The organism is Methylovorus mays (genome assembly GCF_020531915.1).
Taxonomy (GTDB): Bacteria; Pseudomonadota; Gammaproteobacteria; order Burkholderiales; family Methylophilaceae; genus Methylovorus; species Methylovorus mays.
Map to the genome: position 1 here is coordinate 764544 of NZ_JAJAVG010000008.1, position 23981 is coordinate 788524.

General features: G+C 51.5%; 19 protein-coding genes and 1 riboswitch. Of the genes, 7 read left to right on the top strand and 12 right to left on the bottom strand.

The window, feature by feature from the left end:
- Positions 1-70: 70 nt before the first annotated feature.
- From mnmE to rpmH, 5 genes are read right to left on the bottom strand one after another with little or no spacing between them, the layout of a single operon-like run.
- The gene (gene mnmE / locus LG203_RS13940) at positions 71-1411 is read right to left on the bottom strand and encodes a tRNA uridine-5-carboxymethylaminomethyl(34) synthesis GTPase MnmE (RefSeq protein ID WP_230346309.1); all 1341 of its coding nucleotides are present in this window, start codon (positions 1409-1411) and stop codon (positions 71-73) included.
- The gene (gene yidC / locus LG203_RS13945; RefSeq protein ID WP_230346310.1) at positions 1398-3047 is read right to left on the bottom strand and encodes a membrane protein insertase YidC; all 1650 of its coding nucleotides are present in this window, start codon (positions 3045-3047) and stop codon (positions 1398-1400) included. Before yidC ends, mnmE begins: the two co-directional genes overlap by 14 nt.
- A 58-nt stretch (positions 3048-3105) precedes the next feature.
- On the bottom strand, positions 3106-3324 hold the full coding sequence (yidD, locus tag LG203_RS13950) for a membrane protein insertion efficiency factor YidD (protein ID WP_230346311.1): 219 nt from the start codon (positions 3322-3324) through the stop codon (positions 3106-3108).
- Complete coding sequence (gene rnpA, locus LG203_RS13955) at positions 3321-3722, bottom strand: ribonuclease P protein component (protein ID WP_230346312.1); 402 nt, start codon at positions 3720-3722, stop codon at positions 3321-3323. The genes yidD and rnpA overlap by 4 nt, the downstream gene beginning before the upstream one ends.
- 4 nt (positions 3723-3726) lie before the next feature.
- A complete protein-coding gene (rpmH, locus tag LG203_RS13960) occupies positions 3727-3861 on the bottom strand; it encodes a 50S ribosomal protein L34 (protein ID WP_045751845.1) in 135 nt (44 codons plus the stop codon).
- A gap of 279 nt (positions 3862-4140) precedes the next feature.
- Here rpmH and dnaA point away from each other — a divergent pair, with 279 nt between their 5' ends.
- From dnaA to gyrB, 3 genes are all read left to right on the top strand, one after another.
- A complete protein-coding gene (gene dnaA, locus LG203_RS13965; RefSeq protein WP_230346313.1) occupies positions 4141-5550 on the top strand; it encodes a chromosomal replication initiator protein DnaA in 1410 nt (469 codons plus the stop codon).
- Between the two features lie 249 nt (positions 5551-5799).
- Positions 5800-6903, top strand: a complete 1104-nt coding sequence (dnaN, locus tag LG203_RS13970) for a DNA polymerase III subunit beta (protein ID WP_230346314.1) — start codon at positions 5800-5802, stop codon at positions 6901-6903.
- 75 nt (positions 6904-6978) lie between these two features.
- On the top strand, positions 6979-9378 hold the full coding sequence (gene gyrB / locus LG203_RS13975) for a DNA topoisomerase (ATP-hydrolyzing) subunit B (RefSeq protein ID WP_015829058.1): 2400 nt from the start codon (positions 6979-6981) through the stop codon (positions 9376-9378).
- 78 nt (positions 9379-9456) lie between these two features.
- Here the strand turns inward: gyrB and hflX are convergent, their stop codons facing one another.
- From hflX to crcB, 4 genes are all read right to left on the bottom strand, one after another.
- Entirely contained in the window at positions 9457-10791 is a 1335-nt protein-coding gene (gene hflX, locus LG203_RS13980; RefSeq protein ID WP_230346315.1) for a GTPase HflX, read from the bottom strand.
- Between the two features lie 69 nt (positions 10792-10860).
- Complete coding sequence (locus tag LG203_RS13985; RefSeq protein WP_230346316.1) at positions 10861-11736, bottom strand: PA4780 family RIO1-like protein kinase; 876 nt, start codon at positions 11734-11736, stop codon at positions 10861-10863.
- A 52-nt stretch (positions 11737-11788) separates the two neighbouring features.
- A complete protein-coding gene (locus LG203_RS13990; RefSeq protein ID WP_230346317.1) occupies positions 11789-12100 on the bottom strand; it encodes a DUF190 domain-containing protein in 312 nt (103 codons plus the stop codon).
- A gap of 17 nt (positions 12101-12117) precedes the next feature.
- Positions 12118-12501, bottom strand: a complete 384-nt coding sequence (gene crcB / locus LG203_RS13995; protein WP_230346318.1) for a fluoride efflux transporter CrcB — start codon at positions 12499-12501, stop codon at positions 12118-12120.
- 73 nt (positions 12502-12574) lie between these two features.
- Positions 12575-12639, bottom strand: a riboswitch (Fluoride riboswitch).
- A 209-nt stretch (positions 12640-12848) separates the two neighbouring features.
- Between crcB and LG203_RS14000 the strand changes: the two genes are divergently transcribed.
- The 3 genes from LG203_RS14000 to mqo all read left to right on the top strand — a co-directional run bounded on the left by LG203_RS14000 (position 12849) and on the right by mqo (position 15445).
- On the top strand, positions 12849-13268 hold the full coding sequence (locus LG203_RS14000) for a hypothetical protein (protein ID WP_230346319.1): 420 nt from the start codon (positions 12849-12851) through the stop codon (positions 13266-13268).
- Positions 13269-13280: 12 nt separating this feature from the next.
- On the top strand, positions 13281-13793 hold the full coding sequence (locus LG203_RS14005) for a glycine zipper family protein (RefSeq protein ID WP_230346320.1): 513 nt from the start codon (positions 13281-13283) through the stop codon (positions 13791-13793).
- Positions 13794-13918: 125 nt separating this feature from the next.
- Complete coding sequence (gene mqo, locus LG203_RS14010; RefSeq protein WP_230346321.1) at positions 13919-15445, top strand: malate dehydrogenase (quinone); 1527 nt, start codon at positions 13919-13921, stop codon at positions 15443-15445.
- A 23-nt stretch (positions 15446-15468) separates the two neighbouring features.
- Here mqo and LG203_RS14015 read toward each other — a convergent pair whose 3' ends face one another.
- A complete protein-coding gene (locus LG203_RS14015) occupies positions 15469-17622 on the bottom strand; it encodes a glycoside hydrolase family 2 protein (protein ID WP_230346322.1) in 2154 nt (717 codons plus the stop codon).
- Between the two features lie 473 nt (positions 17623-18095).
- On the bottom strand, positions 18096-19352 hold the full coding sequence (locus tag LG203_RS14020) for a multidrug effflux MFS transporter (protein ID WP_230346323.1): 1257 nt from the start codon (positions 19350-19352) through the stop codon (positions 18096-18098).
- 336 nt (positions 19353-19688) lie between these two features.
- On the opposite strand from LG203_RS14020, the gene LG203_RS14025 reads away from it, so the two are divergent.
- Entirely contained in the window at positions 19689-23399 is a 3711-nt protein-coding gene (locus tag LG203_RS14025; protein ID WP_230346324.1) for an EAL domain-containing protein, read from the top strand.
- 84 nt (positions 23400-23483) lie between these two features.
- Here the strand turns inward: LG203_RS14025 and LG203_RS14030 are convergent, their stop codons facing one another.
- Entirely contained in the window at positions 23484-23951 is a 468-nt protein-coding gene (locus LG203_RS14030) for a c-type cytochrome (RefSeq protein ID WP_230346325.1), read from the bottom strand.
- Positions 23952-23981: the final 30 nt, after the last annotated feature.

Here is a 23981-nt window from a genome sequence, read left to right on the forward strand (position 1 = left end):
AATGAATCATTTGTGAATGAGATATATCACCATGATACTAAAGAATTTTTTTGTTTTTGTTAGAAAAAGTCTACTTGCCTATGCAGAATCGACTGAAAATCTCTCCCAAAAGATCATCCGGTGTGAATTCACCCGTAATTGAGCTTAAGGCCTGCTGAGCAAGGCGTAACTCCTCAGCTAACAATTCTGGCTGCTCTAAAAATGCAACCGCATCTTTCAAATGTGCCTGCACCACTTCCAAGGCTTGCAAGTGACGAGTACGTGCCATAAAAATGCTTTCACCTGCAGGCTGCCAACCAGCGATCTTCAGCAAATGGGCTTTTAGAGCGTCAAGCCCCAAACCCAGCTTTGCCGAGATATACAGATGCTCTTCCCCGTGATGCTCGTGCTGACGGGGCTCTTCAGATTGCAAATCAATTTTATTATGAACCCATATTTTGGGTAAATTCGCCGGCAATCGCTCTAGAATCGATTTTTCCGTCTCGGTAATACCATGAGCTGCGTCAACCAATAATAATGCGGCATTCGCGTTTTCTAGAGCTCGCCATGTGCGCGCAATTCCTTGCTTTTCGACTTCGTCATCTGTTTCGCGGAGTCCGGCAGTATCAATGAGGTGCAGCGGAACACCGTCAATCTGCACCACATTCCGTATGGTGTCACGGGTCGTACCAGCAATCGGGGTAACAATTGCGACCTCTTCCCCTGCCAGCTGATTCATCAAACTGGATTTACCGACATTTGGCTGACCGACGAGTACTACCTGTATTCCTTCGCGAAGCAGATTCCCTTGGCGTGCCCCTTTGAAAACCAGCGCAAGTGCATCGGCAATGTTTTGCAATTTTTCGGCAACACGCCCCTGGCTTATAAAGTCGATATCTTCCTCAGGGAAGTCCAGGCAGGCTTCTACGTACATGCGCAGATTAATGAGAGATTCAAGAAGATCGTGGATATACCGTGAAAATTCCCCAGAAAGGGAGCGAACAGCACTTCGTGCTGCCTCAGCCGTAGCTGCATTGATCACGTCAGCAACCGCTTCAGCTTGCGCCAGATCAAGCTTGTCATTCAGGAATGCGCGCCGGGTAAACTCGCCAGGCTCAGCCTGACGTGCACCCAACTGCAAGCACCGCAGCAGCAGAAGCTGCATGAGCGCTGGGCCTCCATGTGCCTGCAACTCAAGCACATCCTCTCCCGTGTAGGAGTGAGGCCCTGCGTAAAAAATAGCGATGCCGCTATCGATTAACTGGCCATCGGCTTCTTTAAAGGGGAGGTAGGCTGCATGCCGGGGTGGAGGGCAGTGGCCCAGCACCGCAATAGCAATCTCTGCGGAGGCTGGACCAGATATACGAACCACGCCTATGCCCCCGGAACCAGGGGCGGTGGCAATGGCGGCTATCGTATCAACGACGGCCATGTCCTTTTTTCTTCAGTGCAGTAGCACGCTCCGTACTACGATTGATATGCCATTGTTGGGCAATCGACAATACGTTATTTACCAGCCAGTACAACACCAGACCTGCCGGGAAGAAGAAAAAGAATACGCTGAATACGATAGGCATGATCATCATGACCTTGGCCTGTACCGGATCGGTAGGTGTAGGGTTCAAGCGCGTCTGGATGATCATGGTAGCACCCATCAGGATAGGCAGCACATAGTAAGGATCAATGGCGGAGAGATCATGTATCCACAACATGAAAGGGGCATGCCGCATTTCCACACTGCCTAACAGTACCCAGTAGAGCGAGATGAACACAGGAATTTGCACCAGGATAGGCAAGCAACCACCCATCGGATTGATTTTCTCTGTTTTGTACAGCTCCATCATGGCAACTTGCATCTTTTGCCGATCATCACCGTATTGCTCTTTCAGGCGTTGCAAGCGAGGCGCAAGCTCACGCATATGCGCCATGGAGCGATAGCTGGCCGCAGAGAGTGGATAGAATGCGAGCTTGATCATAACGGTAAGCAGGATAATCGCTACACCCCAGTTGTGTACCACACCTTCAATCTTGGACAAGATCCAGAATAGCGGGGATGCAATAATGGTAAGCCAACCATAATCCACCGTGTACTCAAGACCTGGCGCCACCTGCTTCATGACTTCCTGATTTTGCGGACCGGCGTAATAACGGGCTTCAACCTCGGCGTTAGCTCCAGGAGCAATCACACCAATATCACTTTTGGTACCAATAGAATAGATATTGTCAGCCAGCTTTTTGCTATAAAACTGACGAGTCACACCTTCCTTGGGTATCCAGGCACTAACGAAATAGTGCTGCAGCAACCCAACCCAGCCGTCACTGGTGGTCTTGGACAAGTCATTCTTGCCCATGTCCTTGAAGGAAAGCTTTTTGAATTTGTCAGCTTGGGTGAAATAAGCGCCACCGGTGAAAGTAGGCATCATATGCGAACCCTGATTGGACTCAGTGTCATGCACCACCTGGTAGTAAACCGTAGGATCAATCGGGCTGGCGCTGGCGTTATGAATTTCATAACGCAGGTTGATGACATAGCTGTCACGATGGAACGTATAGATTTTGTCGACCTTGACACCATCGGCATTCGTCGCCGTCAACCGTACCTCAAGAGTATCGCTACCCGCTGCAAGCTGGTAATTGCTAGCTTCCGTTGAGAATACTGTCTTGTGATTGGGCAACCCTTGGCCAATCAAACCACTTTGCGCCACATACACCATTGGTGCGGCACGATCATCCAGCAGCACAAAGTTTTCCGTCGTGGAATTATCGGCACGGTGCTTCAACAACTCGAGACGACGCAAGTCACCGCCAGTGGTGTCAATAACGGCTTTATAAACGTCCGTTTCAACTTGGATGCGATCCGCCGTCTGCAATCGGAAACCAGACTCCTTGGGCATATCTGCTGCAGCTTTGGTGCCAGGTAGTTTTTCAGCATGCGGAACGCTATCGTCGCTAGATGCTGAAGCGGAAACTGCCTCAGGGGTGGGCATATGTTCACGTTGCCATGCATCCCATAACATCAGGATAGAGAAAGAGAAAATAACAAATAAAATCAAACGCTTGGTATCCATAACTCGCTTATCTTAATGTTGAAATGCATGATATTGAATGGCGCGATTACTGCACGCATCAAGGCACAGGATCATGCCCACCAGGATGCCAAGGATGGCATTTTCCGATACGACGAACACCATAGGCTAATCCAGCAAAAGCCCCATGTTTGTTAATGGCGTCTATCGTATATTGAGAACACGTCGGACTGAACCGACACTGTTGCCCAAAATAGGGACTTAACGCTAACTGGTATAGCCGAATCATTGTTACCAACGACTTCGCCAGTAATCTCATGATACTGATTTCCGTTTTTCGAGCTGTTTTCCCAGCTTGCGCAGTAACTCACAAAACTCCCCAGCAAGACGAGAGTAGTCGCTTGGCCCATAGATACGCTGGACTCGCACAACGAGATCCAAGGGGGCAATATCGTGCTGATGCACTCGAAATAGCTCACGCAGGACACGCTTCATGTAATTTCTGTCCACAGCTCGTTTGGCTATTTTCTTTCCCACAATCAGACCCAGCCTTGGCGTGCCCAGGGAATTATATTGGTAATGTATGGCGAGATAATGACCGGAAATACGTTTGCGGAAATTAAAAACGGATGAAAAATCATCCGTTTTAATAATTCTAACTCGGCTAGGAAAACCAAACTTTGGCAAGGCCAAAACTGGATTAACCGATATCGTCACACACTTATACTGCTAGACGAGCACGGCCCTTGGCACGACGCGCTGCAATTACTGCACGACCGCCACGGGTTTTCATGCGCACCAGGAAACCATGAGTGCGAGCGCGACGAACTTTCGAAGGCTGGTATGTACGTTTCATTATGAATCTCCGACTTCTGTGCGTTTCTAAACAAAGGGCGTAATTTAACCTGATATAACAGTATCCTGTCAATGTTTATTTCAAGTTATTCCTTATCCACATCCGCTTATGGATTGCTTGTGGATAAGTTTAATTAAACCCGCTAGAATGAACCCCTTGCCGTCACCTGTACTCGCCGTCTCCAATCCGGCGCCAATGGCGGCTCTGGTGCTCGAAAACAATAATACAAGCATTCGGGCAAACTCCATATTTGCTATCAGTTGAGGAATCGGGCAACCGATGGAAAATTTCTGGTCTATCTGTCTGGGCCGCTTTGAGCAAGAACTGTCTGCTCAGCAATTCAATACCTGGATCAAACCGCTGCATTTTGAGACGCATAACCATACTTTGCGGCTATTTGCGCCGAATCGTTTCGTTCAACAATGGGTAAAGGATCGCTTCTTACCTCGCATCCAGAATCTCGCTGAGGAATTGATACAGCATCCGGTTGAAATCGAGCTTGGCCTGCAAGACCCCTCGATGAAGAAACAAATGGTAGTCCCCGTCGTGAAAACAAGCCCCGCCAACCTCAAGGGAGAAGAAGCTGCGCCGCCTTCCCTTCAGGAGCTTCCTGCTAAAAAATCTGTTGCAAAAGCAGTCGAACCCAAGAAAAACAAACCTCACGGCAATCCTAGCGGTCTTAACAGCGCATTCAATTTTGATAATTTTGTAACAGGTCGTGCTAACCAGTTAGCACGTGCAGCCGCCCTGCAGGTGGCTGAAAACCCAGGAACTGCCTATAACCCATTATTTATCTACGGGGGCGTAGGGCTGGGCAAAACACATTTGCTTCAAGCGATCGGTAATCATCTTAAAATGAACCGTCCTGATGCCAAGATTCGTTATCTGCATGCAGAGCGTTATGTTTCAGATGTAGTCAAAGCCTATGAACTGAAAGCGTTTGACGAATTCAAACGTCAGTATCATTCACTTGATTTGCTTTTGATTGACGACATTCAGTTTTTTGCCAAGAAAAGCCGTACCCAGGAAGAATTCTTCTATGCATTCAACTCCCTGATTGAAGCCAAAAAACAGATCATCATCACATGCGATACCTATCCAAAAGAAATCGTCGATGTAGATGAACGCTTACGTACACGCTTCAGCTGGGGTCTCACCGTCGCAGTGGAACCTCCTGAGCTGGAAATGCGGGTGGCAATTCTGCTGAAAAAGGCAGAAGAGGCTAGGTTTGTACTTGATGAAGATGTCGCGTTCTTTATCGCCAAGCAGGTTCGCTCAAGTGTTCGAGAGTTGGAAGGCGCATTGAACCGGATTGTGGCAATGGCGAATTTTACGGGTAACCCGATTGATGTCCACTTGGCTAAAGATGCCCTGAAAGACCTGATTGCTGTACGTGGGCGTCAGATCACAATGGAAAACATACAAAAAACAGTGGCTGACTATTACAAGATTAAAGTCGCCGAAATGTATAGCAAGAAACGTTCACGCAATTTCGCGCGGCCGCGGCAGATTGCTATGGCATTAGCCCGTGAGCTGACCAACCACAGTTTTCCAGAAATAGGGGAGGCTTTTGGCAGCCGTCATCACACGACAGTGATGCATGCCTGTGAAGAAATCGAGCAATTGCGCCAGAATGATCCGAATGTAGCCCGAGATATCGCCTTCCTCACGCAGGTTATTCGGGATTAGCGCAATACCAAAGTAAGTCAAATAGCGGTGTTAAGCCGTGGATAAGTTGTGAACGTAAATGCAGGTTAGGCGCGATTTTAATAAAAGGGTAGAATAAGCAACATTTTATCCACAGCAGACCGTCTGGTTTTACGCAGACATAAAAGTTAAATAATAATTTGATTTAATTTAAAAAAAACGAGTTACCCACAGAATCCCACATCATTATTGTTATTACTACAGAATTTATTATTTAGATTGTTATAAAACATGAACATCAAAATAAATCGCGATACCTTGTTAAAACCCCTGTCTTCTGTGACAAGTATTGTAGAAAGAAGACACACATTGCCTATACTTTCCAACCTTTTGTTGGAAGCAAAGGACGAAAAGATCGTACTGACAGCGACAGATCTTGAAATGCAAATATCGCTTGCATTACAAACTCCAGTAGGGGGAGAACTCTCCACTACGATTTCAGCTAAGAAACTATTGGATATTTGCCGTTCGTTACCAGAAAACGCAGAAATAACCATGGCAACGGCAGAAAGTCGTATTCAGGTAAAAACCGGGAAAAGCCGATTTAACCTGCAAACGCTTCCTGCAGCTGATTATCCTGTCATGACGAAAGCTACAGGTACCACGTATACCGTAGTAAGCATCGATCAGAAATCTCTGAAGCGCTTGTTCAAACAAGTCGAATTTGCCATGGCGCAGCAAGATATACGTTACTATCTGAATGGCTTGCTGTTTGAAGTAAACGGTAATCGACTGAATGTAGTGGGAACAGATGGTCATCGCTTAAGCTTTACGTCGACAGAACTGGCACAAACTTATGAAAAACAAGAGCTTATACTGCCTCGCAAGACGGTAATTGAATTAATCAAATTGCTGGATGACAGTGAAGAAGAGGTCACGATTGAAATTGCCAGTGGGCAGGTGAATTTCTCGTTTGGCGATATCAAGCTCATTTCAAAAGTGATTGATGGCAAGTTCCCTGATTACACCCGTGTTATCCCGGTAGGCCACAAAAACAGCTTCAATGTAGATCGCATGACAATATTGTTAGCGATGCAACGCGCCTCGATCCTGTCGAATGAAAAATATCGCGGCATTCGCATGGTGCTTGGTAGCGACAGTTTGCGTTTGATTAGTACCAACAGTGAGCAAGAAGAAGCAGAAGAGGAATTGGAAATCGCTTACGGTGGCGATTCGCTGGATATCGGCTTCAATGTGACTTATATGATTGACGTGCTGAATAACGTGAATTGCGATACCGTGACCTTCTCATTTGCGGATGCAAATAGCAGCTGCCTGGTAACGGTCGCTGATGACGAAACCTATAAATACGTCGTAATGCCGATGCGAATTTAAATTATCGGTTTAAAAACGTACGACTAATTTCATTAGATTTAAGTGTTTCACGTGAAACTTTGAAAAGACAAAAGCATGACAGACTACGATTCATCCAGTATTAAGATTCTTGAAGGCTTGGACGCAGTACGCAAGCGCCCTGGCATGTACATTGGTGACACCTCCGATGGGAGTGGCTTGCATCACATGGTATTCGAGGTGCTGGATAATGCGATCGACGAAGCATTGGCAGGCCATTGTGATGACATCAAAGTGATTATTCATCCTGATAACTCTGTCAGTGTTTCCGATAACGGCCGTGGTATTCCGACCGATATCAAACACGATGACATCAAGGCGGTAAAGCGATCGGCTGCTGAAATTGTAATGACCGAGCTGCATGCAGGTGGTAAGTTCGATCAAAACTCTTATAAAGTCTCTGGTGGTTTGCACGGCGTGGGTGTTTCCGTCGTGAATGCCTTGTCTGACTGGCTCAAACTCAAAATTTATCGCAATGGGCAAGTGCACCAGATGGAATTTCGTCGTGGCGAAGCTGTTGCCCCCTTGGCGATTACTGGTACCACGGAACGCAAAGGGACTGAAGTTCACTTCCTGGCTTCTATCGAAACGTTTGGCCTTGTCGAGTTTCATTTTGAAATTCTAGCTAAGCGTATTCGTGAGCTGTCTTTCCTGAATAACGGCGTCAAGATCGAGCTTATTGATCAACGCAATGGCAAATCTGAAAACTTTGCGCATTCTGGTGGGGTACGTGGATTTGTGGAATACATGAACCGCAGCAAGACGGTGCTGCACCCCAAGCCTTTCTACGCTGTTGGCGAAAAAGATGGCATGACAATTGAAGTTTCCATGCAGTGGAACGACTCTTATGCAGAAACCGTACAATGTTTTACCAATAATATTCCGCAACGCGATGGTGGTACCCATCTGACTGGTTTGCGCACGGCCATGACACGTACGCTCAATAACTACATCGAGCAGAACGAGTTGGCAAAAAAGGCCAAAATTGAAACCACAGGCGATGACATGCGCGAAGGCCTTACTTGTGTGCTGTCCGTCAAAGTACCTGAGCCTAAGTTTTCATCTCAGACTAAGGATAAGCTGGTGTCAGGCGAAGTGCAGCCTGTCGTACAGGAAGTGGTGGCCGCCAAGCTTGCCGAGTTTTTGCTGGAAAACCCTGTCGATGCAAAAGTGATCTGTAACAAGATCATTGATGCTGCCCGCGCGCGCGATGCTGCGCGCAAGGCACGTGAGATGACACGCCGCAAAGGTGCAATGGATACTATGGGTCTGCCGGGCAAGCTGGCCGACTGTCAGGAACGTGACCCGACCAAATGTGAACTGTATCTGGTGGAGGGCGACTCTGCCGGTGGTTCCGCCAAACAAGGCCGGGATCGTAAATTCCAGGCTATTCTGCCTCTGAAGGGTAAGATCCTGAATGTGGAAAAAGCCCGCTTCGACAAGCTCTTGTCTTCACAGGAAATTGCCACATTGATTACTGCCATGGGTACAGGCATAGGCAAAGACGACTTCAGCGCTGACAAGCTGCGCTATCACCGTATCATCATCATGACCGATGCGGACGTCGACGGTGCCCATATTCGTACTCTGTTGCTTACCTTCTTCTACCGTCAAATGACGGAACTGGTTGAACGCGGCCACATTTACATTGCCCAGCCACCACTCTACAAGGTCAAGCAGGGTAAGGATGAACGTTACCTCAAGGATCAGCAGGAGCTGGATCAGTACCTGCTGCAATCCTCCCTAAAGGGTGCCGAACTATTGACACGCGAAGGTGGAGAAACACTGGCAGGCGAGCAGCTGGCCGAGATTGCGAAGCAAATGGTGCTCACTGAAGCCGTTATCCGCCGCTTGGCCTCGCTTTACGATGAAAGCGTGCTACGCGCCCTGCAAAATGTAGAAGGTACCGTAGAACTTGATACTGAAGCGAATGCTAACGCAGTGGCTGAGAAGTTGCGCCCCTTGCTGGGTCACACCGGCTCAGAGGTCATCGTGGCACAAGACCTTGAGACCGGTACCTACCGCCTGGAGGTCAACAAATACGTGCACGGTAATCTGCAATCCTGTGTTGTCGATACCGACTTCCTGGCGAGCGGTGATTATCGCCAAATCAGCAAGATGTCTGTCATGCTACAAGGATTGCTGGGTGAAGGTGCCAGTATCAAGCGCGGCGAAAAATCGCAGCCCGTCAGCAATTTCAAGGCAGCGCTCGACTGGTTGCTGGAAGAAGCCAAGCACAACCTCAATATCCAACGCTATAAAGGCCTGGGCGAAATGAACCCGGAACAGCTCTGGGAAACTACCATGGATCCTACCGTACGCCGCTTGTTAAAAGTGCAGATCGACGATGCGATTGCCGCAGACGAGATTTTCACTACCTTGATGGGCGATCAGGTAGAACCGCGTCGCGCCTTTATCGAAAGTAATGCACTTGGTGTAAATAACCTTGATATTTAAGTAGTTAACTTTACTTCAATGTAAAAAAAGCGGCCTATAGGCCGCTTTTTTTATTGCTGTCTTTGATAAAAATGAAATTTATTGCGACAGCTTGTCTTGCAATCGTTCCAGTACTGAAGCTTCCCCGCATATCTGGAAGAATGTTCCTTGCTCATCCGAGCGTTCGCCACGTACCTGGCAGGTCGCATAGATTTCACCTAAGAGTTGTTGCTTGGCCCATGGTACGAAAATCTCCACTTCAATCAGATCACGCTGAAAAAACTCCATGATCATCTTGTGCAGCTTGGCAACATCGTCCGGGCGGCGGGCGCTCATGACTACACAATCAGGATATTGGGCTTTTAGGGCGGCTTCGCGCTCGGCCTGTGCTGCAGCATCGCCTACATGGTCGATTTTATTAAAGATGCGGATACGTGGTACGTCATCGGCGTTGATTTCCTCAAGCACCTTGTCCGTCACTTCCAGTTGGCGCTCAAAACCGGGATCGCTGGCGTCGATCACATGTAGCAGCAGGGCGGCATCCAGTGCTTCATCCAGAGTGGATTTGAAAGAAGCGACCAGACCGTGGGGCAGGTTTTTGATGAAGCCCACCGTATCGCTGACCAGCACGCGCGGCACGCTCTCCGGATAGAGTGTGCGTACGGTGGTGTCCAGTGTGGCAAAAAGTTTGTTGGCCACCAGCACTTCGCTGCCGGTAAGGGCACGCATCAGGGTGGATTTGCCGGCATTGGTATAGCCAACCAGCGCAACACTGGTCAGCCCCTGACGTTGCTGCCTCCTCGCGCGCTGTGTTTTGCGCTCAGCCTCCATCGCCAATATTTCCAGTTGTAGCTCGGCGATGCGGTCACGTATCTTGCGGCGGTCCAACTCAGTAGAGGATTCCCCCGCACCGCGGCCACCCACACCGCTACGCTGGCGACCTTGTGGCCCAGCAAGCTTGGCGGCTTCCCGCAGTCTGGGTGCCATATATCCCAGGCGTGCAATCTCTACCTGAGCTTTGGCCGCCCGTGAGCGGGCATTACGGTGAAAGATTTCCAGGATCACCATCGTGCGATCCATGACTTCACAGCCTGTTTCTTTTTCCAGGTTGCGCGCTTGGGAGGGCGAGATCTCATGGTCAACCAGAATGGCCTCGATAAGATGGCTATCTGCGGGAGCGTCTTCCTGTTCGGCAATTTCGTTTTCATGGCTGACCCAGGCCTGGATCTCCTGACGTTTGCCGATGCCGAGATAAGCCGTGGTATCAAAACTGCCGCGCTTTTGCACAAAGGTATGGACGACATGGTAGCCCAGCGTTTTGGCAAGTTCCCGCAGTTCGGTGAGAGATGCCTCAAACTCAATGTCGCTGACATTGGGTAATTGCACGGAGGCGACAATGGCGTACTTTGGAGCGTCTTTTACTTCTGTTTGCATGGGTAGGGTTAGGGTACCTTGAAAAAATCGCCTGAGCGATCAGAAATGCGTATTGGTGGAAAATACTATTTAAGTATGTTGCGGTCGGCTTTTAGGTGTGGGTGTTTCTGTGGTGCGAGCCTGTTTTTTTTCTTCATCCCTGCGCACATCCTCTATCACCCGCAGCACGCTCTTTAAATCTACAGGGGTGGCCTCTGGCGCCACATATCCGGTGAGTTTGGATTCGGTGGTCAGGTCGCCGTGAGCATACAGGGCCCAGATCTCCTTGCCGTATTGTGTGCCGAGCAATGAAGGGGCAAAGCGGCCGAAATAACCGGCCAGATTATCCACATCGCGCTCCAGCATGCTGCTGGCGTGGTTGTTACCCGCGGCGTTAACGGCCTGCGGCAGATCAATGATGACGGGGCCATGAGCTCCCAAAAGGATATTGAACTCGGAAAGATCACCATGCACGATACCTGCATTCAGCATGCGAATGACATCCACCAGCAGGCTTTGGTGATGCTGCAGCGCTTCCTGCTCGGTGAATTCAACATCATTGAGGCGAGGGGCGGCGTGGCCCGCGGCATCTGTTACCAGCTCCATCAGAAGCACGCCTTCGTAGAAATTATATGGCTGGGGCACACGCACACCGGCCGCGGCCAGACGGTAAAGTGCATCAACTTCGGCACTCTGCCAGGCCTCTTCCTGCAGCTTGCGCCCATAGCGCGAACCCTTGCCCATAGCACGCGCCTGGCGGCTACTTTTGACTTTACGGCCTTCGGTGTAATCCACACTTTGGCGAAAGCTGCGCTTGTCGGCTTCCTTGTAAACCTTGGCACATCGAACATCATCGCCGCATCGCACCACATAGACGGTGGCTTCCTTGCCACTCATGAGCTGGCGCAGCACTTCATCAATCAGCCCATCTTCAATCAGGGGCTCCAGGCGTTTGGGAGGTTTCATGGGCCCCATCATACGGGGGTGCAGGTCCTCCGGCAAACTTGCTGATGCGGGGTTAGCCTGTTGTGCCGAATTCGACCGGAATTTTAACGTAAAACAGGGACAGGGCATGCCGCGTAATAAGGGCAAAAAGCTGGTCTGCCTCACTGGCTTGCACGATCATGATGACTTGTACAGGTTGATCTGCCAACTCAAAAAAATGCGCGGCATGTAAAACGCCATCGTGGCCGTAACCCTGGCTAGCGGGAATAATAGTTGCACCTTTTATGCCCAACTTGCGCGCTTCATCCAGCAGCCAGTCATGAATAGGGCGTTGTTCATGGTGGCGGTTTTGTGCTGTGTAAAACGTAAGCTGAAATCCTTGCATCACAGGCTCCTCTTTATTTAAAGCGATTTGATCGCGTTGATGGTGGCAAATCCAAGCAGCGTCATGCTGATGGAGCCGACCACATGCAGCAGAATGGCAGCGCCCGCCCAGCTGAGACGGCCTTGCTGCAGTAAAGACGTTACCTCGGCAGAAAAAGTCGAGAATGTCGTGAGTCCACCTAAAAAGCCGGTAATGGCAAACAAGCGCCACTCAGGAGACAGCTGTGGCAGGCTGGCAAACAAAGCCAGCAGCAGACCGATCAGATAGCCACCAATAAGGTTGGCGGCCAGCGTACCAGGCGGTATGGTCGGAAACAGGGCATTGAGTGTCGATCCCATCCACCAGCGGGATACAGCGCCCAGGGCGGCACCGAGGCCGATAACGAAGATAGAGTTAAGCATGAAACTGTCCTTGAAGATAGGCTGAATGCAAAGCCGGGACAGGGAGCGTGTACCTACGCACCCTGGCCAGGGTGTTCTCGTAGGCATCATCAGCTGCAGGGCAGCGGTTAAGGGAGGAATGCCATCTCCACTGTTTGTAGTATAGCCGCCAGCTGAAAAAAAATCTAACCGTCGATCGGAGATGAGCCAGCCCCCGCAGCAAGGTTTAAAAACCATAAATTTCTACATAAGCTTATGATTTATAGGTGGATTGTTTACACAACTTTACACGCGAAGCCAGAACCGCATAACTAGGCATCCAGTCTTATCAGTAACCCGTATTTCGACGGGTAGACAGGAATAACAACATGCATGGCTTTAAAAAAATCATTTTGGCTGTCAGCGTTGCTGCAGGTTTGCTGGTTAGCGGAGTGGCATTGGCAGACCGTGGACACTTCCATGGCAATGTCGGTGTGTATGTAGGACCAGGTTTTGGTCCCGGTTGGGGCCCTGGTTGGGGGCCGTATTATCCACGCCCGTATTATTACGACCCTTATTACTATGGCTATCCAGTACCACCGCCCATCATTGTGCGCCCGGCACCGCAGCCAGAAGTTTATGTTGAGCAACCAGCGCAGGCGCGGGTGGCTCCGGCAACCAGCACAGCTCCAGCAACCGATAATTACTGGTATCACTGCACGCAACCTGAGGGCTACTACCCTTATGTGAAGGAATGCCCACAAGGCTGGCAAAAGGTGGCTCCACAACCACCCGCACCATCCAAGTAGGGAGAGAACATCATGAAGATTCCATTATGTTTATTGTTGGGCGGTAGCCTGGTGGTCAGTGGTTGCGTCACCGTACCGGATGGTCCTAGCCGCATGGCGTTGCCAGGGAGTACAAAAACTTTTGATCAGTTTCGTGTTGATGATGCAAGTTGTCGTCAATATGGACTGGAGCAAAGCGGAGCTTCAGCCAAGCAGGCTGGAAACGATAGCATGGTGAAAAGTGCGGCCGTTGGCACCGCAGTGGGTGCAGTACTCGGTGCAGCCATCGGTGGGCATGGGGCAACAGCTGTCGGTGCAGGTACCGGCTTGCTGGTAGGAACAGCAGCTGGCGCGGATGCTGCACAGGCCTCATCCTATACAGTCCAGCAACGCTACGATAATGCGTATTTGCAATGTATGTATGCCAAGGGAAATAAGGTGCCTATGGCAGCCAGCGAAGCAAATCCACGTCCCGTGGTACAGAGCTACAGCCCGCCACAACCTGCTTACTATCCACCGCCACCCCCTCCACCAGGGTATTACTGAACAGATTTATCCCATACCTAGAAGTCTCCCAGGCTGCATGTTTTGCTAAACATGCAGCCTTTTCACGCCTAGCCTGTGCCAAGCAGGCCGGGTCCCAAGCAGTTATAATAACGCCGCTATTCATTATGCAATGGACGAATGCGCGTCAAGCGCGCTTGGGGAGAAACGTGGCAGACAGGCAGGTTGATATTTTGTTGGTAGGTGGTGGCGTCATGAGCGCAACCTTGGGCAGCATGCTGCAACAGTTGGATCCTGCCTTGACCATCCTGATGGTGGAACGCCTGCCGCAGGTTGCTGCCGAGAGCTCGGACGGCTGGAATAACGCTGGTACCGGCCATGCCGGCTATTGTGAGCTTAATTACACCCCTCAGTTGCCTGACGGCAAAATTGAGATCAAGCGTGCCCTGGGCATTAACGCTGCGTTTGAAGTCTCATTGCAATTCTGGTCCTGGTTGGTAGAAAACGGTTTATTGCCCGAGCCTCAGCAGTTTATTCGTCCTACCCCTCATGAAAGTTTTGTCTGGGGCGCTGAGAACGTTGAGTTTTTGCGTCAGCGTCATGCAGCGCTCAGCCAGCACCCTTTGTTCAAGGATATGGAGTTCAGTGAGGATCCCCAGGTAATTGCCGAATGGATGCCGCTGGTCATGCGTGATCGTCCCGCCTCGCAGCCGGTAGCAGCTACGCGCGTAGCCTATGGCAGCGATATTGATTTTGGCGCATTGACGCGCCAGCTGGTGCAGTCCCTGCAACAGGGTACAGGATTTGAGCTCAAGACCCATACCAGCGTAAAAAGTCTGCGTCAGCGACATGATGGCCGCTGGCGCGTGCAACTGAAAGGCAAGCAAGCCGCCGATAAACAGGTTGTTGAGGCAGGCTTTGTATTTCTTGGCGCAGGCGGCGGAGCGCTGCCTTTGCTGCAAAAGTCGGGCATTCCTGAAGCGCGCGGCTATGGTGGCTTTCCGGTCAGTGGCTTGTGGCTGGTGTGCAACAAGCCGGAAATCATCCGTCAGCATCAGGCCAAGGTTTATGGCAAGGCCCCGCTGGGCGCTCCGCCCATGTCGGTGCCGCATCTGGACACTCGCTATATTGATGGCAAGCCCGCCTTGCTGTTTGGCCCTTATGCCGGGTTTACTACCAAGTTTCTCAAACAAGGCTCATGGCTTAACCTGCCTGCCTCCGTGAAGCCACGCAATCTCAAATCCATGTTGGGTGCTGGTCGGCACAATCTTGATCTGACGCGCTATCTGATCGGCGAGGTTTTTCAGTCGCACAGCAAGCGCGTAGAGGCTTTGCGCCAATTTTATCCGCAAGCCCGTGATGAGGACTGGACACTTGCCAAGGCAGGGCAACGGGTGCAGATTATCAAGCGCTGCGATGATAAAGGCGGCAAACTTGAGTTCGGCACGGAAATTGTCGCCTCAGCCGATGGTACGCTGGCAGCATTGCTGGGAGCGTCTCCCGGAGCATCCACCTCGGTACAGGCCATGCTGGATGTATTACAGCGCTGTTTCAAGGCACGCTTGCAAGAGCCAGCATGGCAAGAGCAATTGAAGGCCATGGTGCCTTCCTGGGGAGAGTGTTTGATTGAAGATGCGGCACTGCTCAAGCGAGTGCGTGCTCGCACATTGCATACCCTCAAGCTTAAAGCCTGATCAGGCTAGGTCAGTTTTGTTGTTCAAGGCGTGACGCTAAACCGATAACGGTTGCTCCCAAGCCGCTTGCCCTGGCTGTCGTGTAATTCGGCCTGTAATTCGTACTGCCCGGGGTTGGCTTGTTCCAACCGGTAGTCTTCCAGTTTTTTGCCGCTATCTGCGGCCACATCCAGCATCCACTCGCGTTGATCCACCGCCTGTCCATCCCGTAACAGCTTAATGGTGTACTTCGCCTCCGGATAGGGTTGCCAAAGATCGTTGATTGCCCATAAGCCGATGAGGATGGTTTCACCACTTGCGTATTGGTCTTTCACCCATTGCAGGCTGGGTAGCACTGGCTGAAAGGCCATACGCAAGGCGTCGTAGCCGGGCTTGGGCTGGCGCCAATAATCCACTACTCCCCAATTGATGGATGGCCAGTTTTCCACAAACATGAACTGAAAAATAGCGGATACCGGTGCATACCGCTGGCGTCTATAGTTTTCGGCAGCAAACTGAATCAAGCGCGATTGATAAGCCTGCGTGTTTTCCATCAGTTCCTGCACGTTGTTGCCGCGCGGCACATGGGCAATATTGAAGGTCTCATGCGGCTGAAAGTTATGGAATTGCCATTTTTCCCACTGCGGTTCGGTTTGCGGCCACATCTCGGCTTCGCTGAACAAACGCTTGAGGCTGCTCATCACTGGCAGGGCCTGCGCACCAAATTCAGTAATCCAAGGGTTGGGGGCGGGGCGGGCAAACGCATGCCAATTATCAGAATACCAGCCTAGCCATTCATGCTCCTTGGTGCCGGATTCACGGCGTGCAATGCGGGTATCATCAAGGGCCCGTACATCCTGGTAAAGCGCATTATCCAGCGCGAGATTCTGATCTGCGCGGTAGTCCGGGTACTTGCTGACCATCCATGGTGAATCCCATGGCGGCTCGTTGTGCATAGTCCAGGAGACGACAGAGGGATGGTGGTATAAAGTCCGCACCATGTCAGCAGCCTGAGCCCGCGCGGTACGATGGAAAGCCTCGTCATCGCTGTATCCCCACAGCAGCGGGAAATCCTGCATGACCAGCATTCCGTTGCGATCGCAAGCCGCATAAAACGCCGCCGATGCGATATGGGCATGCACCCTGATCGCGTTCACATGCGCGTCGCGCATCATGCGGATATCGCGCTCATAGCGCTCAGGCGTCATTTCTGCCAGCCACTGGCTGCCAATATAGTTGGTGCCGCGCATAAACATACGATGATTGTTGATATACCACTGCTGGGTCGTTTCATCGACACGGACCTCGCGCAAACCGATTATCTGTTCGCGTGTATCCAACACTCGACCATTGTTGGTGATGCGCAACTTGAATCTGTATAGATTGGGTTTGCCATAGTCCGCAGGCCACCAAAGCTCAGGCTGGGTGAGTGCATACTGCAAAGGGAAGGTCTGGCTACCCGGCTTTAATTTGAGCGGCTGGTTAAAACGATAGCTGCGCCCTTCGAAGTTTTCGGGTACCAGTTCTGCTTCAACTTGTACTAAGGTTTCATGTGAAACATCGCTGGCAACGGCGACTTCTCCATCGAGGCGCCAGGCATTGCCATGGCGTCGCGGCGTCAGCTTGAGGTTCTGTACCGCTAGCTGATCGCTGAAGGCAATACTGACCGGAGCCCAGATGCCGCCGGTATTCTGTTCCTGTCCGCGCACTGACCAAGCGCCGCCCGGGCGGGTGTCATGGTGGCTGAAAATCCCCTTGACTAGCCGTTTGTGCAGCGACCAGTCTTCGGGTTTTTCCAGCGGGCTATCCACCAGTACGGTAATGACATTATCGCCATCATGCAGATGTTGGGTGATATCAAATGAGAATGGCTGGAAGTAACCTTCATGGTGGCCAAGGTAATGACCATTGACCCAGATATCCGCCAGATAATCCACGCCTTCAAATTTCAGTTCGGCATGTTTGCCGCGGGTGCTGTCATCCAATCGGAAGCGTGTGCTATACCAGGCTTGGCCTGAGATATCCTGGCCTTGCCTGAACCAGTTGTCTGGCACATTGATCGTTTTCCAGCCTTCTGCAGGCGGCGTCATGGCTGGCGTGACGGGGGTGCGGTTGATGGGCATGAATTGCCAACTGCCGGATAAATCCAGCACTTGGGGACCGGTGGATGGCGCAGCCTGCGCAAGCCTGGGAGTCATTGCCAGCCAACAAGCCGCCATCAGCATCAGAAATAAGGTGGCAGGCCCAAGCGGGCGCCCGTTGTGAATGTTCTTTATCAACGTGTATCCCACTTGAGCCTGTTAATGTGAATCGATAATTCAGGTAAAACGGACAGGGGCTAGCCCCTGATAACACAGGCGCCCCATGCGTGCAGGCGCCTGATACTTCATGCAGCAAGCTTATTCTGCAATTTTTGCCGGCTCACGATGCAGGTAAGACTTTGCAACACGCTTAACGATATAACCAACCACCAAAGTCTTGATCAACAATCTCATGATGCTCTCCTTGTGATGAGTGACGAAGTCGGGAAAAACCAACATAACGTCTGAGTACATTCTTGCGAGTAAGTTGCCGCTATCTGATCCATGCAGCAACAATGAAAGTTAAGTCTAAAGGCCAGGGTTTGGCCTGGCTATCAGCTCTGGTCTGACATGACTGTCGGACTAGTGCTTTATTTAATGGCTTCCCAGGCATTCAGCTTCTCGGCTTCCAGCTGCTGGCTGTGACGATAATAACGTTGACCAGCCAGCCATAAGATGAGCCCGATCAAACTGAACCCCAGCTGCCCTGCCGCCAGCCATAATACGGAGTGAGACAACACAGGCGCCAGCGCACCAGCGACTACGGCCGACAACATGGTTTGCGTAAAGGATTGGCAGGAGGCCACGGTGCCGCGGATGGCAGGAAACAGGTCCAGCACAAACAGGGTGATACCCGGAGCCGCCATCGACATTCCTATGGTATAGAAAAATAGCGGCATGACCGACCACGGCAGAGCAGGCGGGAAAACAGCATGGTAAAGCACGTTGGCTAAGCCGGCGCCCACCATGAAGATAAAGCCGATGTGAACCTGACGTTGCACGGGCAATTTCCCAGCCATGCGATTGGCAGCCAGGGCTCCCAGAAAAATACCCGACACGGCAGGAATAAACTGCCAGCCAAATTGATCTGGCCCCAGATGTAAATGCTGGGTGAGAAACACTGGCGCTGCGGCCACATATAAAAACAGACCGGCAAAATTGAATGCCAGCGTGCCGGATTTGAGCTGAAAAAGGGGCGAACGGAAAACCTGCTTGTAGCTGGCCCATAAAAAATGCGGATTGAATGGTTGGCGCTTGGCTAGTGGCAAGGTTTCTGGCAACAACTTGTAGCAAGCCCAGAACAGGAGAACGGTATAGACAAATAAAACCAGAAAGATAGTGCGCCAATCAAACCATTTCACAATCCAGCCGCCGAGGATGGGGGCGATTGCAGGAGCAATGGAAAAGATCATGGTCACCAGGGATAAAAGACGGGCAGCAGGCACATCATCGTAGCGATCGCGAATAATGGCGCGGCCTACCACCACGCCCGCACCAGCGGAAACTCCCTGCAAAATGCGAAACGCCCACAGGTATTCCACGCTGTGTGCGGCAGCGCAGCCAAGCGAACCAATGGCAAATACCGCAAGTGCCACCAGCACGATATTGCGCCGCCCAAAAGCATCGGATAGTGCACCGTGCCAGAGGATCATGACAGCGAAGGAAAACATATAAGCCGTCAGTGTTTGTTGCACTTCGATCGGTGTGGCATTGATGGAGGCCTGAATGGCCGGAAAGGCGGGTAGATAGGTATCCACCGAAAAAGGCCCCAACATGGCAAGTGCAGCGAGAAGTATGGCCAGGGTGGTCGAGCTGGAAAACAGTTTGTTGCGCGGAATCAGTGGCATATATCCATGGCAGGGGCGATTGCCCGGTTAGGTTATTGTTAGCAAATTGGATGTCTGGGCAAGGCCGGGCACATGCTGGGTTGGTCAATTTATACCAGAAAAAGTTTACACCTTAACGCGTACTGAAGCCTTGAATGGAATCAGGTCAGCATGGGTGTCATCGCTGGTCATTTTACCTCGCCCAGCGCGTATTTAAATTGGACACTCGCCAGCAATTGGGATAGTTTTATAAGGGGTTATTTGCATAATAAATTCTTGCGTCATGAAGATCGCGTAATAGGGGGTTATATTCCAGCGGTTTCATGACCATGAGAATAATGGGAAGAACACATCGCCATGATGACCACATATCTTCTTGACGCCCAGAAGGCACTGGCAGAGAGCAAGCATTTGCTTGCCATGGCGGGTGAACTGGCGGCAATCAGCATGGCGATCGTTGATACAGATGGTCACTGGCTGGGCGCCAATGGCCCATGCTGCCAGCAGCTGGGCTACGATGAATCCGAATTGCTCAAGACCAGTTACTGCGAACTGGTGCACCCTGAAGACTGGCAAGCGGAAAAACTGACGTGGCGCGAGGTGTTGGCTGCCTGTTGCGCACAACCGCTGGAGCACAGGTTCAAACATCGTTCCGGCCGTCACGTCTGGCTCAGCAGCTCCTTCTCCCCCATACGTTCCCAAGACAATACCCTTCTGTTTTATCTCCTTCGCATTGAAAATATCACCGATCGCAAACTGGGCGAACAGCACTGCGTATTGATGAACTTCGCCCTCAATCAGGTAAGTGAGGCCGCCTACCTGCTTGATGAAAATGAACACCTGACCTATGTGAATGATGCCGCCTGCCATGCCCTGGGCTATAGCCGTGAAGAGCTGTTGCAAATGGACATGGGAGAGATACATAGAGACGGCTGGGAGGAGATAACCAGCGCGGCCCGTGACAATACCTTGCCAAACCTTGTGATCGAGGCCATGCATACATGCAAGGATGGCAGCCAGTTTCCGGTGGAAATTCATGCCAGCCTGTTTGAATATGAGGGCGTGCCCTACCGGCTGGTCATGGTGCGTGATATTACTGAACGCAAAGAAGCCGAGCAGCAATTACGCAGTCAGGAGAAGCTTTATCACACGCTGGTGGATCATTTGCCTGACCCCGTCATTCGCTACGACAGTGAAGCCAGGCGCATATTTTTGAATCCGGTGGCCGAGAACTTGTTACAACGCCCCAGTGCCGAGTTGCTGGGTAAAACCAGTCTGGAGCTAAATCCAGCCTCGCAGGCGTTGCAGGATTATGTCGCTCGGGTAAAGCAGGTGATCGCCAGCGGTCAGGAATGCGACTTTGATTTTTTCATGGACAGACAACCTAGTGATGCTCAGGTGCACAACAAGGTGATTGCCGTGCGCATGGTGCCGGAGCATGATGCTTCAGGCCATATATCCGGTGTGCTGGCGGTGGGGCGTGACGTGAGTCTGTTGAACGAGGCCAAGCGCAAGCTGAGCATGTTATTGGAAAATATTCCGGATTTGATCGCCCGCTTTGATCTGGAGGGGCGCTATCTGTATGCGAATCCGGTTTTTTGCGAGACATTTCACACCAGTTCCGCCGATTTGATAGGACGGCAGAGCGTGAAGTGGCCGGGGGCTGAGGGACAGGATGCTTCCATCCTGAAGTCGATTCAGGAGGTTGCCCAACGCGAAGAAAGCACCACCGTCGCGCTGGATATCGTCATGAATGGCAAACCTAGCTATCTGGAGTGGCGCCTCATTCCGGAAAGTGATCAGCAGGGGCGCGTGATCAGCGTGCTGGCGGTGGGGCGCGACATGACGCAGCTGCGCATGCATGAGCGTCTCGAGCAGATGCGTTTGCTGATTCTGGAATCGCTTGCGCATGGTGACGCTTTCTCCAGCGTGCTGGATCTGGTCACACGCTACATGGAACAAGCAAAACCGGGCTTTTTATGCAGCATCATGCTGTTGGATAACACAGGCACACGGTTGTTTTGCACGCATGCGCCCAGCTTGCCTGCCGAGTTTGTTGCCGCGGTAGATGGGGTTGCCATCGGCATGGGCGTAGGTTCTTGCGGAACGGCTGCTGCATTGCAAGAACGTGTGCTGGTAAATGATATACGCACCCATCCTTACTGGGCACCGTATAAAGAAATCGCCTTGTCCGCCAATTTGCTCGCATGCTGGTCTGAGCCGATTTTTGATTCCGTCCATCACATGCTGGGTACCTTTGCCATTTATCGTCGGGAGGCAGGGGCGCCCAGTGCAGAAGACCTCAATTTCATTCATCAGGCCAGCCATCTGGTAGCCATCGCGATTGAGCGGCATCGCTCGGATACGCAGTTGCAGGAGCGGGAACGCGAGCTCCGCTCATTGCTGGATAACTCCCCCGATACCATCACCCGTTATGATGCCAATTGCAGGCGCCTATATGTGAATCAGCGCATGCTGGAATACTTTGATACCACCCCGGAAGTCGTCCTGCATACCACGCCAAGTGACTTTCCCGGTGGCACCGTTACCGTGGAATATGAGGCACGTATCCGCCAGGCGTTTCTGACTGGCCAGCCAGATGAGCTTGAGCTTCCGCTGAAAGCGTCGAATGGAAAGCTATTGGTTCGGCATATCAGAATGATGCCGGAGTTTAATCCAGATGGCACCGTGGCCAGTGTGCTGGCGGTGGGACGCGATATTACGGAAATTGTGGAATACAGACAGCGTATTCACGACATGGCATTTTATGATGCGCTGACCCGACTTCCCAATCGGGCCATGTTATTGGAGCAGATGCGTAACCGGATTCTGGCTGCAGCAGAAACGGAACAGGTGTTTGGCTTGATGGTGCTGGATCTGGACCGGTTCAAGCAGATCAACGAAACCCTGGGGCATAGCACTGGCGATTTATTATTATGCGAGGCGGCGGCGCGCTTGCAAGAACATCTGCGCGAAGGTGACATGATTGCCCGCATGGGTGGCGATGAGTTTGTGCTGCTGTTGCGGCCTGGCGATACTGAGCCTGAGTTGATTGCCATCGCACAGATCTTGATCCAGGCTTTCCGTGAGCCATTTCTGGTGGCGGGCAGGGAGCTATTTGTATCAACCAGCGTGGGCATAGCCCGCTACCCAGCGGACAGCCAGGATGCCGATACCTTGCTGAAATTTGCCGATACGGCCATGTACCATGCGAAGGCGCAGGGACGTAACAACTTCCAGTTTTATGTCAGTGCGCTAACCGAGGTTTCGTCTGCCCGGATTGAGCTTGAAACCATGATGCGCCGTGCCATTCAGCAGCAAGAGCTGGAACTTTATTACCAGCCGCAATGGGATTTGCTGGAAAACCGAATTGTGGGAGTAGAGGCGCTTTTACGCTGGAACCAGTCCGAGCATGGCCTCATGATGCCGAATGTATTTATTCCGGTGGCCGAAGAAACCGGGCTCATTATCGAGATTGGAGAGTGGGTGCTCACAACGGCTTGCAGGCAAGCGGTGCAATGGAATAACGACAAGGACATTCCACTGAAGATAGCGGTCAATCTTTCTACCCGGCAGTTTATTCAGAACCCTCTGCTTGCCACCGTTATCCGCATCTTGCATGAAACAGGCTGCAGACCTGAATGGATCAAACTGGAAATCACCGAAAGCCTGTTGCTGGAAAGCAACCTTGATATTCTCAATACCCTGAATGCCTTTGATGCCATGGGACTGGTCATCTCGATCGATGATTTCGGTACCGGGTATTCTGCGTTGAGCTATCTCAATCGTTTCCCAGTCAAGCAAATCAAGATTGATCGCAGCTTCGTCAAAGATGTGCCCCTCGACACGCACAAGTCAGAGCTGGTGAAAGCGATGATCTCGATCGCCCATGTGCTGAATCTTGATGTGGTAGCGGAGGGCGTGGAAACCCAGGTGCAATCCGACTATCTCAAGGCGTCAGGTTGCCGTGCCGTGCAGGGTTATTTTTATGGCAGGCCCATGCCGCTGGCTGCGCTGGAAGCGGTATTACATGAGCAGGCGCTGAACCACAAGTCTGCCGACACATAAAAAAGGCCGGGTAAACCTGTTTACCCGGCCAACGCTATGGATATGCCAAATGGAGATAAGGCATAAACTTACTACAGCAAATCGTTAATGCTTGACGGCGTTGCTGCGCAGAAATGCAACTACTTTCAATACTTCATCTGGCGACAGGCCTTGGGTCGGATCATCCGGTACCATGGCGCCAGCGCCTTTTGCTCCCATGCCACCAGCAGTGCCAGCCCAGATGGTTTCAAAAATACCCTGATCGTTGGCATTCTTGGCGTAGTTCCATTTGTCGTCGATCAGGTTGGGGCCGACAGCGCCTTCGCCTTTGGCGCCATGGCAGGCTGTGCAGCTATACATCTGAAAAATCTTCTTGCCGGTCTTGATGGCATCGGCATTGCCCAGATAGGCATTTTTGCCGGAACTCATGAATTCCTTGGCGGCAGGGGTATCAAACATCGCGCCGGGAATTGCCAGCGGTTTGTTGTCGATGGTGGATACCAGGCTGATGCCAGCGTTACCTGCGTAAGGCAGGGCAATAGCCAACAAGGCGATATAGCGTAATTTCATCATGTTGCTCTCCTCACGGGGAGACCCGGTTAG